The organism is Mesorhizobium terrae (assembly GCF_008727715.1).
Classification (GTDB): domain Bacteria; phylum Pseudomonadota; class Alphaproteobacteria; order Rhizobiales; family Rhizobiaceae; genus Mesorhizobium; species Mesorhizobium terrae.
In genome coordinates, this window is sequence record NZ_CP044218.1 from 5,070,027 (window position 1) to 5,083,804 (window position 13,778).

9 protein-coding genes are annotated in these 13,778 nt (G+C 63.9%); 4 read left to right on the forward strand and 5 right to left on the reverse strand.

Annotation, left to right across the window (positions count from 1 at the left end):
- Positions 1-26: 26 nt before the first annotated feature.
- A protein-coding gene (gene prfB / locus FZF13_RS25570) for a peptide chain release factor 2 (protein WP_137900470.1) occupies positions 27-1,158 on the reverse strand; the annotation gives its coding sequence in 2 pieces (ribosomal slippage) (positions 27-1,091 and positions 1,093-1,158; 1,131 coding nt in all).
- A gap of 206 nt (positions 1,159-1,364) precedes the next feature.
- On the reverse strand, positions 1,365-3,818 hold the full coding sequence (locus tag FZF13_RS25575; RefSeq protein WP_024926529.1) for a penicillin-binding protein 1A: 2,454 nt from the start codon (positions 3,816-3,818) through the stop codon (positions 1,365-1,367).
- Positions 3,819-4,228: 410 nt separating this feature from the next.
- On the opposite strand from FZF13_RS25575, the gene FZF13_RS25580 reads away from it, so the two are divergent.
- Entirely contained in the window at positions 4,229-5,041 is an 813-nt protein-coding gene (locus FZF13_RS25580) for a class I SAM-dependent methyltransferase (RefSeq protein WP_024926530.1), read from the forward strand.
- A gap of 6 nt (positions 5,042-5,047) precedes the next feature.
- Here the strand turns inward: FZF13_RS25580 and FZF13_RS25585 are convergent, their stop codons facing one another.
- Entirely contained in the window at positions 5,048-6,295 is a 1,248-nt protein-coding gene (locus FZF13_RS25585) for an N-acetylmuramoyl-L-alanine amidase (protein ID WP_024926531.1), read from the reverse strand.
- A gap of 636 nt (positions 6,296-6,931) precedes the next feature.
- Here FZF13_RS25585 and FZF13_RS25590 point away from each other — a divergent pair.
- On the forward strand, positions 6,932-9,742 hold the full coding sequence (locus tag FZF13_RS25590) for an Rne/Rng family ribonuclease (RefSeq protein WP_024926532.1): 2,811 nt from the start codon (positions 6,932-6,934) through the stop codon (positions 9,740-9,742).
- Positions 9,743-9,860: 118 nt separating this feature from the next.
- Here the strand turns inward: FZF13_RS25590 and FZF13_RS25595 are convergent, their stop codons facing one another.
- Both FZF13_RS25595 and FZF13_RS25600 read right to left on the reverse strand, forming a co-directional pair.
- Complete coding sequence (locus tag FZF13_RS25595) at positions 9,861-10,088, reverse strand: DUF378 domain-containing protein (protein ID WP_373426398.1); 228 nt, start codon at positions 10,086-10,088, stop codon at positions 9,861-9,863.
- A 112-nt stretch (positions 10,089-10,200) separates the two neighbouring features.
- Positions 10,201-11,349: a pyridoxal phosphate-dependent aminotransferase gene (locus FZF13_RS25600; protein WP_024926534.1), complete on the reverse strand. Its 1,149-nt coding sequence runs from the start codon at positions 11,347-11,349 to the stop codon at positions 10,201-10,203.
- 156 nt (positions 11,350-11,505) lie between these two features.
- Here FZF13_RS25600 and FZF13_RS25605 point away from each other — a divergent pair, with 156 nt between their 5' ends.
- Together FZF13_RS25605 and FZF13_RS25610 are read left to right on the forward strand one after the other, a co-directional pair.
- A complete protein-coding gene (locus FZF13_RS25605; RefSeq protein ID WP_081766972.1) occupies positions 11,506-12,909 on the forward strand; it encodes a M48 family metalloprotease in 1,404 nt (467 codons plus the stop codon).
- A gap of 62 nt (positions 12,910-12,971) precedes the next feature.
- Complete coding sequence (locus FZF13_RS25610) at positions 12,972-13,742, forward strand: DsbA family protein (protein ID WP_024926536.1); 771 nt, start codon at positions 12,972-12,974, stop codon at positions 13,740-13,742.
- Positions 13,743-13,778 lie beyond the last annotated feature (36 nt).

Here is a 13,778-nt window from a genome sequence, read left to right on the forward strand (position 1 = left end):
GATATCGTTTGTCCCGCGACTAAACTCTAATCGAGGTCGGCGACAGCCTGGCCGACGCCACCCTCGATGCGCTGCGACAGCGACGCTTCCATGAAGTCGTCGAGGTCGCCGTCGAGCACGTCGGACGGGCTGGTCGATTCGACCCCGGTGCGCAGGTCCTTCACCAGCTGGTAGGGCTGAAGAACATAGGAGCGAATCTGGTGGCCCCAGCCGATCTCGGTCTTCGCCGCCTCGGTGGCGTTGGCAGCCGCCTCGCGCTTCTTCAGCTCTTCCTCGTAAAGGCGCGAACGCAGCATCTCCCACGCCTTGGCGCGGTTCTGGTGCTGGGACCGGCCGGCCTGGCAGGCAACCGCGATACCGGTCGCGATGTGCGTGATACGCACGGCCGAGTCTGTCGTATTGACGTGCTGGCCGCCGGCGCCGGACGAACGATAGGTGTCGATGCGCACGTCGGATTCGCTCACATCGATCTGGATGTTGTCGTCGATGACCGGATAGACCCAGATCGACGAGAACGAGGTGTGGCGACGCGCGTTGGAATCGTAGGGCGAGATACGCACCAGGCGGTGCACGCCCGATTCCGTCTTCAGCCAGCCATAGGCGTTGTGGCCCTTGATCAGCACGGTGGCCGACTTGATGCCGGCTTCTTCGCCGTCATGGACTTCGAGCACCTCGACCTTGAACTTCCGCCGTTCGGCCCAGCGCGTGTACATGCGCAGCAGCATGTTCGCCCAGTCCTGGCTTTCGGTGCCGCCGGCGCCGGCGTGGACTTCCAGATAGGTGTCGTTGCCGTCGGCTTCGCCCGACAGCATCGTCTCGATCTGGCGCGCCCTGACCTCTCCGGCCAGCGAACGGATTGCCGTCTCGGCTTCCTGGACGACGCTCTCGTCGCCCTCTTCCTCGCCGAGTTCGATGAGGCCGATATTGTCCTCGAGCGCCTGGGTGACGCCCTTGACCGTGCCGATGCCTTCTTCCAGGCTCTGCCGCTCGCGCATCAGCTTCTGCGCTTCCTGCGGGTCGTTCCAGAGGCTGGCGTCCTCGGCGCGGATGTTCAGGTATTCAAGCCGTTTTACCGCTTGATCCCAGTCAAAGATGCCTCCTCAGCAGGCTTACGGCCTGCCTGATCTCGTCGACGATGTTCTGCGTTTCCGCGCGCATGGTGCTTTTCTTTTCCGGTTTTCTTGAGCCGATGGCCGGCTGTTTCGGGGCCTGTTGAGATCAGAGCGATGTCGGACCGCAGATGGCGGCTCGCCATGGCATGAATCCCGACACGCCCAAGTCGGCGCGATACATAGGCATCGCCCTGCTCCCTGTAAAGCGAAATGGGCCGGCGCGAGGCCGGCCCAAAGCCATTGTCCAGGATACTAGTAGAGGCCGCCGCCACCCGACTGGATGGCTTGCGAAGCCTGCGGCGACAATCCCGTGCCGGGGCCGTTCGAGCCGTCGGTGCCCATGCCGATGACCCAGTAGCTGTCGGCCGGACCGGTGCCGGGCTTGAAGGCTTCCATGATCGTGGCAGGATCGCCTTCGGCGGCACGCATGCCGGTCTTGCGGTTGATAGCGACCTGGGTCATGCCGTCCGGCATCTTGAACTCGATCTTCGGCTGGCCGACCAGCGCTTCGCGCATGACGTCCTTGAAGACAGGCGCGGCCAGACCGCCGCCGGTGACACCCTTGCCCAGCTGCCTGGGCGTGTCGTAGCCAAGGTAGAGACCGACAACGAGGTTCGGCGTGAAGCCGATGAACCAGGCGTCCTTCTCGTCATTGGTGGTGCCGGTCTTGCCGGCGATCGGATAGCCGAGCTGCGAAATGGTAACAGCCGTACCGCGCTGGACGACGCCTTCCATCATCGAGGTGATCTGGTAGGCAGTCATCGGGTCGAGCACCTGCTCGGAATTGTCGACCAGATCAGGCTCGGGCTGGTTCTTCCACTCGGTGGCGTTGCAGTTTTCGCAGGTCCGTTCGTCCTGGCGGAAAACGGTCTTGCCGTAGCGGTCCTGGATACGGTCGATGACCGACGGTTTGATCGACTTGCCGCCATTGGCCATGATCGAATAGGCCGAGACCATGCGCATGACGGTGGTTTCGCCAGAACCCAGCGCCATAGGCAGATAAGGCGCCAGGTGATCGTAGACGCCGAAACGCTCGGCATATTCAGCCACCAGCTTCATGCCCATGTCGTTGGCAAGCCGCACCGTCATCAGGTTGCGCGACCGCTCGATGCCGGAGCGCAGCGTCGCCGGGCCGGCCGAGCCACCGTCATAGTTTTTCGGCGTCCAGGTGGTGTTGCCGGTCTGGATGGTGATCGGCCCGTCCATGATGACGGAGGCCGGCGTATAACCGTTGTCGAGCGCCGCCGAATAGACGATCGGCTTGAACGACGAACCCGGCTGGCGCATCGCCTGGGTGGCGCGGTTGAATTCCGACGCCGCATAAGAGAAGCCGCCGACCATGGCGAGCACGCGGCCGGTATGCGGGTCCATGGCGATCAGACCGCCCTCGACCTCGGGAACCTGACGCAACAGGTAGTCGGAACCGCTGTCGTCCTTCTTCTGCACGAAGATGACGTCGCCCGGCTTCAGCACTTCCGAAGGCGACTTTGCCTTCAGCGTCTTGTCGCCCTGCTTGTAGCGCATGGCCCAGCTCATGTCGTCACGGGTGATCGTTCCCTCGACCCGCTCCTTGACCAGATCGCCGGAGGCGGCGCGGTCCGGCTGCAGGCCGATGCTGAGACCCTTGTCGGAACTGTCGAGCACGACGGCCAGCGACCATTCCGGCACGTCGCTCAGGCCCTTGACGGCACCGAGCGGCACGCCCCACTCGCCGGACACGTCGATCTTCGTCACCGGGCCGCGATAGCCGCGCAGCGTGTCGAACTTCATCAGGCCGTTCTGCATCGACTTGCGGGCGATGAGCTGCAGCTTGGGATCGAGCGTCGTGCGGATGGAAAGGCCGCCCTCATAGAGCGCGTTCTCGCCATAGCGGGAGATGATCTGGCGGCGCACTTCCTCGGTGAAGTATTCGCCGGCGAACAAATAGGTGCCGTTGCGGCGCGGCTTGACGCCGAGCGGCTCGGCCTTGGCCTTGGCGCCCTCTTCCTTGGTGACGTAGCCATTCTCGACCATCTGGTCGATCACCCAGTTGCGGCGCTCGATGGCGCGCTCAGTGTGACGGAACGGATGGTAGTTGGACGGGCCGCGCGGCAATGCGGCGAGATAAGCGGCCTCGGACACGGTCAGCTCGTTCACCGACTTGTCGAAATAGGTCAGCGCGGCGCCGGCGACGCCGTAGGCGCCCAGGCCGAAGAAAATTTCGTTCAGATAGAGCTCGAGGATGCGGTCCTTGGAATAGGCCTGCTCGATGCGGAAGGCGAGAAGCGCTTCCTTGATCTTGCGGTCCATCGTCTGGTCGGCGGTCAACAGGAAGTTCTTCGCCACCTGCTGCGTGATGGTCGAGGCGCCGACCGGGCGGCGCGAGCCCCAGTTCTGGACGTTGACGATGATGGCGCGGCCGAGACCGGTGATATCGATGCCGGGGTGGCTGTAGAAATTCTTGTCTTCCGCCGAAAGGAACGCGGCCTTGACGCGGTCCGGCACGGCCTGGATCGGCAGATAGAGGCGGCGTTCGCGCGCATATTCCGCCATCAGCGCGCCGTCGGAGGCGTGGATACGGGTGGTCACCGGCGGCTCGTATTTGGCCAAGACCTCGTAGTCCGGCAGCTGCTTGGCCAGATTGCCGACATACATCGCGACAACCGCCGCGGCCACCAATGCCAGCATCGTGCCGATGCCGAAGAAATAGCCGATAAGACGAATCATGCCCGCTCCAGTCCGTGGCTCAGGATTTCCCTAGCGCATGGTCCCGGAAATCGGAATCGATTTCCCGAACAAACCCACGCATCACCTATGCACCACGGCAATCTCGGCGACGGTTCCTGCCCGAGACGCCATAAACGATACCGTTTGCCACGCAAGTCCCGGGAACAGTCCCGGCTCGCTCGCCACCCTTTGTCGCGGCGATGTGGGCAAATTGCGGCAATAGCCAACTTACTGGTCAATTGGCCAAAGAATATCATCCGGTGTTGTCTTGACGCAACGCCGAGGAAAAGAGCGCGCGCCCTTCGCATCTTCAATTGCCGCGCCGTTGTGCCCTCGCGGTCAAAAACGGCGCGAAGCAAACAGTTCCGTGCTAGTCTCGCGCATCATCGGACAGACGGTGGGTGATCGTCATGTTGGAAGCAGACAAGCTATTTGCTGGCTCCATCCCGGAAAACTACGACCGCTACATGGTGCCATTGATTTTCGCGCCGTATGCCGCGGATCTTGCTCAACGTGCAGCGTCGTTGTCGCCCGTCGCCGTCCTGGAAGTCGCCGCAGGCACCGGAGCCGTCACCCGCGCATTGGCGCCGAAACTCTCCACCGACGCGCGCTATGTCGTCACCGACCTCAACCAGCCAATGCTTGACTACGCCGCATCGCGACAGGCCGCCGACAGCCGCATCACATGGCGCCAGGCGGATGCATTGGCGCTGCCGTTCGAGGATGCGACCTTCGACCTCGTCTGCTGTCAGTTCGGCGCGATGTTCTTTCCCGATCGCCCTGCCGCCTATCGCGAGGCAAGGCGGGTGCTGAGACCGGGAGGGCATTTTCTGTTCAATGTATGGGATCGCATCGAGGAGAATGCCTTCGGGAACGACGTGACCAACGCGCTCGCAAGGTTTTTTCCGGATGATCCGCCGCGCTTCCTGGCGCGCACGCCGCACGGCTACCACGACACGGCCTTGATACGCCGCGAATTGGAGAGCGTGGGTTTTTCCCACGTCGCGACCGAGACGAAAGCCGAGCAGAGCCGTGCCCCCTCGCCCCGCCTTCTGGCCGTAGCTTATTGCCAGGGAACTGTTCTTCGCAGCGAAATCGAAGCCAGGGATGCGGGAAAGCTGGAAGCGGCGACCGATTACGTTGCAACCGCGATCGCGGAGAAATATGGCAGCGGCGAACTTACCGCCAAGATCCAGGCACACATCATCACGGCTGCGATCTAGGCGGCATCAGCCGCCGGCGTTCACACGGGAAGCAGCGAAGGACGACACCGCCTTGGCGATGCTGTCGGCGGCCTTGCCGCGCCATTCCGGGTCGGTGAGCTGGGCCTCGTCCTTGGCGTTTGACAGGTAGCCAAGCTCTACCAGCACGGAAGGCACGTCAGGCGCCTTCAACACGCGGAAACCGGCGAAGCGATGCGGGTTGTTGATCAGGCCGACGCTCGTCGACAATTGCCCAACCAGTGTCTGGGCAAAGCCCATCGAGAAGGAATGCGTCTCGCGGCGGATCAGGTCGATCAGAATGTCGGTGACTTCCTGGCTCTCTTCCTTGATCTCCATGCCGGCGAACTGGTCGGACAGGTTTTCGCGGGCGGCGAGCGCCTGGGCTTCCGGGTCGGACGCCTTGTCGGAAACCGTGTAGACGGTGGCGCCGCGGATGCCCTTCAGGCGGATCGTGTCGGCGTGGATGGAAATGAACAGGTTGGCGCCGCGCTGGCGGGCGATGCGCACGCGATCGTCGAGGCGCAGATAGGTGTCGTCGTCGCGCGTCAGCGAGACATCGTACTTGCCTTCGGCGACCAGCTTGTCGCGCAATTCCTTGGCGAAAGCGAGCGTGACATCCTTTTCGATTGTGCCGTTCAGCCCCTCGGCGCCGCCGTCGACGCCGCCATGGCCGGGGTCGAGCACCACCGTGAAGCGGTGGCTCGCCGCCACCGGGACAGGTTTCGCCAGGCGCTCGCGCTTGTCGGGCGCGACGGTCGAGGCGGTGGTCAAGGCCTGGTCCGCCAGCGCAGCGTCAAATTCCTTGTCGGAAACCGCGGAAATGTCGAGCGCCATGCGATAGCCCGAGCCGTCCTCGTTCTTGAGCACGTCCAGCTTGTCGACGTGGAACGGCCCCTTGGTGATCAGGATCAGCCGCGAGGTGTTTGCGTCGTGCAGACCGTAGCGCACGCCTTTGACGAGGCCGCGGGCCTTCAAATCCTTGGCGCTGAAGGAAAGCTTGGTGTTGGGAAGATCGACGACAAGGCGGTGCGGTCCGCGCAGCAGGAACCATTTCGGGTTCGGCTCGCGATCGAAGTTGATGACGATGCGCATCTTGGTGGCATCGCCGGCCATCTTATAGCCGTTGGCCGCGATAGACGCCTCGGCGGCATGCGAAACGGAAGGGGTGGCAAGGCAGGTGACAGCGAGGAAAAGCGCGCACAACAAGGCAGCCAGGCGGTCGAGACCCTTGTGTATGATTGGCTGCAGCCCCATTTCAATTCCAGTCGCTTCCGGGTCGACGTGCTCGCCGGCGGTTGTTCACACACGCAGGTAGGCCGCGAACTCGATTAACGATTGGTATCCAGAGAAGGTTAACCAAGCCTTTTCGCGGGCGTTTTCCGTTCCGCCCCGGCTTTTTGCCGGCATGGAAATCGGGGTTGCCTTCGACCGCTCCAAATCATAAAAGCGACAGTGGGTCTCTGCAATCCCGGAGCCTCCTCGCCGCGCAGCATTCCGCTGCAATCCACAGGCAGGATGGCTCTTTCGCTCAAAGCGACAGGATGGCAGTCGATCGCGACGATTTTCGCAGGTGCCCACCCAAGGCGGGGGAAGCAGCTGCGGCAGGAAAACGGCATGGGTTGTCCCGCGCCGGCTCGACATGAGCAAACAAGCTGGTCCGGTTTTCCGGGCTTTGGTTCAAAAAGGTCCGTTCGGTTTTGACGGTTTCAGGCACTATATTGGAAAGGTCCGCATTCAACCGCGCCATCATGGCTGCGGGCGGCACCGCCATCACCCTGAAGCGGCCCACTGCGGACGATCAAATATCCGGCACGCACGCAAACGCAGCATCACGGCAGTGGACATCGTTCCGCTCGCCGCCGCTGGCGGCTGCCGGGAGGAAACACAATAATGCCCAACAAGATGCTAATCGATGCCTCCCACCCGGAGGAAACACGCGTCGTCGTCATTCGCGGTAACCGCATTGAAGAATTTGACTTCGAATCGCAAGACAAGAAGCAGCTCAAAGGAAACATCTACCTCGCCCGCGTAACGCGTGTAGAGCCATCGCTTCAGGCGGCTTTCGTCGAATATGGCGGCAACCGCCACGGCTTCCTCGCCTTCTCCGAAATCCATCCCGACTATTACCAGATCCCGGTCGCCGACCGTCAGGCGCTGCTGCGCGCCGAGGCCGAGCAGGCCGAGGACGAGGAAGACGACGAGAATGGCGACGGCGACGAGCGCCAGGACCGCAACCGCGGACGTCGCGGCAGACGTCGCGGCCGCAACCGCGAGCGCGGCGAACGCAAGCGCGACGCCTCGACCGGCGAAAACGGTGAAAACGGCGACGACAGCGTCGCCGAGGCCTCTGATGACGCCCATGAAGGCGTCGAGACCAATGGCGACGGCGAGAACGAGAGCGCCAAGGGCGGCTCGATCGCGGCCAGCGTCGAAGTCGACGTGATTTCGGAAACCGTCGAGGTGGTGGAAACCATCGGCGACGAGGCCCATCACAGCGAAGAACACGCGACCGAAGACCACGCGCCCGCCGCCGATTCGGATCGCGGCATGCTGGAAGAGGTTCCGGTCGCCCATTCCGACGAACACGAGATCGAATCGGTTGGTGCCGAGGATGCACTCGAGGAAATCCGCAACCGCCGCAAGCCGGTGCGCAAGCAGTACAAGATCCAGGAAGTCATCAAGCGCCGCCAGATCCTGCTGGTGCAGGTCGTCAAGGAAGAGCGCGGCAACAAGGGCGCGGCGCTGACCACCTATCTGTCGCTCGCCGGCCGCTACTCGGTGCTGATGCCGAATACGGCGCGTGGCGGCGGTATCTCGCGCAAGATCACCAACGCCCAGGACCGCAAGCGGCTGAAGGAAGTCGTCACCGACCTCGAAGTGCCGCAGGGCATGGGCGTCATCCTGCGCACCGCCGGCGAAAGCCGCACCAAGGCGGAGATCAAGCGCGACTACGAATATCTGATGCGGCTGTGGGAAAACGTCCGCAACCTGACCCTGCAGTCGACGGCCCCTGCCCTCGTCTATGAGGAAGGCTCGCTGATCAAGCGCTCGGTGCGCGACCTCTACAACAAGGAGATCGACGAGATCCTTGTGGCCGGCGAGGACGGCTATCGCGAGGCCAAGGACTTCATGCGCATGCTGATGCCCAGCCATGCCAAGATGGTCCAGCCCTATCGCGACACATCGCCGATTTTCGCCCGCAACGGCATCGAGGCGCAACTCGACAAGATGCTGCAGCCACAGGTGACGCTGAAGAGCGGCGGCTACATCATCATCAACCAGACCGAAGCTCTCGTCTCCATCGACGTGAACTCCGGCCGCTCGACGCGCGAACATTCCATCGAGGATACCGCGCTCCAGACCAATCTGGAGGCGGCCGATGAAGTGGCGCGCCAGCTCAGGCTGCGCGATCTCGCCGGCCTGATCGTCATCGACTTCATCGACATGGAAGAGAACCGGAACAACCGGGCCGTCGAAAAGAAGATCAAGGATTGCCTGAAGAACGACCGCGCGCGCATCCAGGTCGGACGCATCTCGCATTTCGGCCTTCTGGAAATGAGCCGCCAGCGCATTCGCGCCTCGGTTCTGGAATCGACCATGAAGCCGTGCCCGCATTGCGGCGGCACCGGCCATGTGCGGTCCGATTCGTCGGTGGCACTGCTGGTCGTGCGTGCGATCGAGGAATTCCTGCTCAAGGATTCGCGCAGCCACATTACCGTGCGCACCCCGGCGGCCACCGCGCTCTATGTTCTCAACCATAAACGCGCGACGCTGGTGGAGCTGGAAAGCCGCTTCGGCCTGACCATCACCGTCGAGGCCGACGAGACGGTCGGCTCACAGCATTACCAGATCACGCGCGGCGCGCTGGCCGAGAAGCCGGAAGGTTTCGTCGAAGTGCGCCAACAGCCGATCCCGATCGAGATCGAGGAGCCGGAAGACGACATCGTCGTCGAGGAAGAGGACGAAGCCGAGGCCGAGAGCGAACAGCCGCAGGCGAGCCAGCAGGCCCGCGACGGCGACAGCCAGCGCGACCGCAAGCGTCGTCGTCGCCGCCGGCGTCGTGGCGGCAAGGATCGCGATCACGCCGCACCGGCTTCGGCTGACGACGGAAACGCCGTCTCGGCTGATGGCGAAGACGAAGCCGACGACGAGGTTGAGGTCGTTGCGGCCGAGGCTGCGAGCGCCGATGCCGAGGCAAGCGCTGCTGCCGAGGCCGACGACGATGGCGCGGCTAAGAAGCGCCGGCGCGGCAAGCGCGGCGGCAAGCGCAACCGCAAGGAAGACGGCGAGGCCGGCGACGAGACGGCTGAAGCCGTAGCGGCCGACGAAAAGGCCGAGGCTGTCGCCGAGGCACCCGTGGCCGAGGTGGTCGCCGAACCAGCGCCCGTGGTCGAGGAAGCACCAGCCGAAAAGCCGAAGAAACCGCGCCGTACCGCGAAGTCGAAGAAGGCCGAGGCGGAAGCCGCAGCAGCTGAGGCGGCCGCCGCTGCCGAAGCGCCCGCCGCGATCGTCGTCGAGCCGGCGCCGGCAGCACCGGAAGCTCCGGCCGAAAAGAAGCCACGCGCGACGCGCCGCAAGGCGGCCGCCACCGAGGCTCCCGCCGCGCCGGTGGTTTCCTCGGTCGTCACGACCGAGACCGAAGGCGCGGGCGAGGAAAAGCCGAAGCGCGGCGGCTGGTGGCAGCGCAAGGGTTTCTTCTAGCCCCGGGCAAGGCTAGCGTGACGGAAGCCAGCCGCTTCCGTCGATCGCGGCTTTGAGACATGAACAGCAAAAGGGCGACGGCACGAATGCCGTCGCCCTTTTTCGTCGTCGCACACTGTCAGTGATGGCGGATATGGCGCTCCGCCGAAACCTCGCCCTCGCTGAAGGCCTGCACGAACGGCATCAGCTGCCACACGGCCGACAGGCCTACGATCACGTAAGCCAGACGGGCCGCAGCGCCGCCGCTACCTCCGAACAGCGTACCGAGAACGTCGTAGCCAACGACGCCCACGGCCAGCCAGTTCAGGCCGCCGAGAATGACCAGGATGAGGGTTATAAGGTTCATGGCGCGCATTTGTGCCTCCATGAGTTGTTGCCTGCATAACAACGCGCAAGTGCACCGGCCGTTCCCGCCCAGTCGCGAAATCGTGAACGAAGACGGCGAAGAGCCCCCTTGCCTATTTCAACCAGCGCTCTAGCCGACTGACCGCCTCGACGATCTCGTCATGGCTTCCCGCATAGGAAAAGCGCATGGTGCGGTGTCCCTGCAAGAGGTCGAAATCGCGGCCAGGCGTTGCGGCGACATGGGCCTCTCCCAGCATGCGCCCGGCGAACGCCATGCTGTCGTTGGTCAGCCGCGAGACATCGCAGAAGGCATAGAAGGCACCGTCCATGGGCGCCGCCAGCGCAAAGCCGAGTTCCGGCAGCCGCTTCATCAGCAATTCGCGGTTCCAGGCATAGCGGGCCTTGACCGCCTCCAGATCCGCCGTCGCCTTGAACGCCTCGATGGCGGCAACCTGCGACAGTTCGGGCGCCGAGATGTAGAGGCTCTGGGCGATGCGCTCGACCGGCCTGACCAGTGGCTGCGGCAGCACCATCCAGCCGATGCGCCAGCCGGTCATGCAATAATATTTGGAAAAGGAGTTGATCACGGTGACGTCGCGGCCGAATGCCAGCGCCGTGGTGTCGGGCGCATTATAGGCAAGCCGATGATAGATCTCGTCGGAAATTACCGCGATGCCGAGCGTGTCGGCCGTCTCGACCAGCTCCTTCAGCGCGTCGGCCGGGATGACGGCGCCGGTCGGGTTGGCCGGACTGGCGAACAGCACGCCTTTCAAGGGCTTGTCGGCGTGCGCGGCGCGCAGATGCTCGGCGTGCAGATAAGCGGCGCCCTCCAGCTCGATCTCCACCACCTCGATGCCGAGTGCCGCCATGATGTTGCGATAAGCCGGATAGCCAGGCGCGGCGATGGCGACGCGGTCGCCGGCATCGAACATCGCCAGGAATGCCAGGTTGAAGGCGGCCGAGGAACCGGTGGTGACGGCAATGCGTTCCGGCGCCACGTCGAGCCCGTAATGCTCACCATAATGCGCTGCGATCGCACGGCGCAGCGCGGCGAGGCCAAGCGCGTCGGTATAGCCGATGCGACCCGCTTTAAGGGCCGCGGCCGCCGCTTCGCGCACGATTGCCGGGGCGGGATCGGACGGTTGGCCGACAGCCATCGAGATGACATCCTTGCCCTGCGCGATCAGCCGATTGGCACCGGCGAGGACGTCCATGGCGTGGAAAGGCTCGACGTCACCGCGCCGCGAAAGCGAAACTACCATTGTTAACGACAACTCCCGGCGGCAGTCGCTGCAGTACACGTCGGACTGGCCGAGCGTACGCCGCACAATTGCCCGATTGATGGGGATCACAAGTTCGGTAAGTTTTCGCCCGCCGCCTTTTCATCGTCAACTGCCTCGTCTACCAGTGTACACATCATGCTGAGCCTTTCACGACCGGGACCGAGGATCGCCAGGACTGCGCGTGCCCTGATGACGCTGGCGCTCGGCACGGCGGTGGCCTTGACCGGCACCGTCTCCGCCTTCGCCCAGAACGTGCCGGTGGTGCGCGACGCCGAGATCGAAGCGCTGGTTCGCGACTATGCCAAGCCGATCTTCAAGGCGGCGGGGCTCTCCAATGCCGGCCTGCAGATCGTGCTGGTCAACGATCCGAGCTTCAACGCCTTCGTCGCCGGCCGCCGCGTCTTCATCAACACCGGCACGCTGATGCAGGCGGAGACGCCGAACGAGGTGATCGGCGTTCTGGCGCACGAAACTGGACACATCGCGGGCGGCCACCAGCAGCGGCTGCGCGACCAGCTCGAACGCGCCAAGACCATGGCGATTGTCGCCGGCCTGCTCGGCGCCGGCGCGCTGGTTGCCGGTGCCGCCACCGACAGCCGCGGCCTGGCGGGCGCCGGCATGGGCCTCGCCACCGGCGGCACCGAGATGGCGCAGCGTTCGCTGCTTGCCTATCAGCGCAGCGAGGAGATAACCGCCGACCGCTCCGCCATCACCTACCTCAACGCCACCGGCCAGTCCGGCGCCGGCATGCTGAAGACCTTCAAGCGCTTCCAGAGCGCGCTGTCGCTCTCCGGCGCGCGCGTCGACCCTTACCGCATCAGCCACCCGATGCCGCAGGAACGCATCGCCAACCTGCAGGAACTGGTCGCCAAGAGCCCCTATCTGGACAAGAAGGACGCGCCGGGCCTGCAGCAGCGTCATGACATGATGCGGGTCAAGATCGCCGCCTTCACCCAGGGCCAGGCAGCAACGTCGCGGCTTCTGCGCAAGAACCCGGACACGGTCGCCATCCAGTATGGCGACGCCATTACCACCTATCTGACCGGCAATCCGAATTCGGCTCTGTCGAAGACCGACGCCCTGCTCAAGGGCCAGCCGAAGAACCCGTATCTCTACGAATTGCGCGGCGACATATTGATGAAGGCCAACCGGGCGAAGGAAGCGGCGGCGGCCTATTCCAAGGCGGTCAGCCTCGACCCGGCTAAATCGGGCCTGCTGTCGGTCTCCTACGGCCAGGCGCTGCTTGCGCAACGCACGCCCGAAACCCTGAAACAGGCCGTCGCGCAGATTTCCAGCGGCCTCGAACGCGACCGCGAGAACGCCGCCGGCTACCGCTTCCTGGCGCAGGCCTATGGCGAGCTCGGCGAAGTGGGCCGGGCCGAACTGGCGACCGCCGAAGGCTATTATTACCAAGGCGCCAGCAAGGACGCCAAGATCTTCGCCATGCGAGCACAGAAGCTGCTCAAGCCCGGCGAACCGGCCTGGGTGCGTGCCCAGGACATCATCGGCGCCAAGGCGCTGCCAAAGGATTCCAACTGAAGCGCCCACCATATCCTGAACAGGACCGGCGCAAGCCAAGACAGGCGAGAGGAAAGACGACCATGAACAAGACCCATTTGCTCGGCACCGTCGGGGCGGTTGCCGCCTTCGCCGCCCTTGCCGTCGGCTTCACCGCCAGCGCCACCCGCCCGGCCCTTGCCGACACCAAACTCGACAAGGCTCAGGTCGAGGAGATCGTGCGCGACTACCTCCTGAAGAACCCGGAAATCCTGCTCGAAGTGCAGGACGCGCTGGAGGCCAAGCAGAAGGACGAGCAGAAGCTCGCGGCGCTCGGCGTCATCAAGGAAAACAAGGACGCGATCTTCAATTCGGCCTTCGACACCGTCGTCGGCAATCCGAAGGGCAAGGTGACGATCGTCGAGTTCTACGACTACAATTGCGGCTTCTGCAAACGCGCCATGTCCGACATGGCTGCGCTCACCAAGACCAATCCGGACCTGCGTTTCGTGCTCAAGGAATTCCCGATCCTCGGCCCGGATTCGCAGAAGGCGCACGTCGTTTCGCAGGCTTTCCAGAAGCTGATGCCGCAAAAGGCCGGCGAATTCCATTTGGAGCTGCTCGGCGGCCAGACCCGCGCCACCGAGGACGTCGCCATCAAGGTCGCGGTTTCGCTGGGCGCCGACGAGGCCAAGCTGCGCGAAGCGATGAAGGACCCGGCGATCATCGAGCGCTTCGCCAAGACCTATGATCTCGCCAACAAGCTGGCGATCACCGGCACGCCTTCCTATGTCATCGGCAACGAGGTCGTGTTCGGCGCGCTCGGTGCCGATGTTCTGGAGCAGAAGATCAAGACGGCCAAGCCGACGCTGTAGAGCGTCTCCGCGCCGTAGCCGGGCGGGCCAGTCCGT

Bases quoted from the DNA above. Each gene is read 5' to 3' on its own strand.
- FZF13_RS25590 (WP_024926532.1), top strand. From the start codon at position 6,932: ATGCCCAACAAGATGCTAATCGATGCCTCCCACCCGGAGGAAACACGC.
- FZF13_RS25595 (WP_373426398.1), bottom strand. From the start codon at position 10,088: ATGAACCTTATAACCCTCATCCTGGTCATTCTCGGCGGCCTGAACTGG.
- FZF13_RS25575 (WP_024926529.1), bottom strand. From the start codon at position 3,818: ATGATTCGTCTTATCGGCTATTTCTTCGGCATCGGCACGATGCTGGCA.
- FZF13_RS25580 (WP_024926530.1), top strand. From the start codon at position 4,229: ATGTTGGAAGCAGACAAGCTATTTGCTGGCTCCATCCCGGAAAACTAC.
- FZF13_RS25610 (WP_024926536.1), top strand. From the start codon at position 12,972: ATGAACAAGACCCATTTGCTCGGCACCGTCGGGGCGGTTGCCGCCTTC.
- FZF13_RS25585 (WP_024926531.1), bottom strand. From the start codon at position 6,295: ATGGGGCTGCAGCCAATCATACACAAGGGTCTCGACCGCCTGGCTGCC.
- FZF13_RS25600 (WP_024926534.1), bottom strand. From the start codon at position 11,349: ATGGTAGTTTCGCTTTCGCGGCGCGGTGACGTCGAGCCTTTCCACGCC.
- FZF13_RS25605 (WP_081766972.1), top strand. From the start codon at position 11,506: ATGCTGAGCCTTTCACGACCGGGACCGAGGATCGCCAGGACTGCGCGT.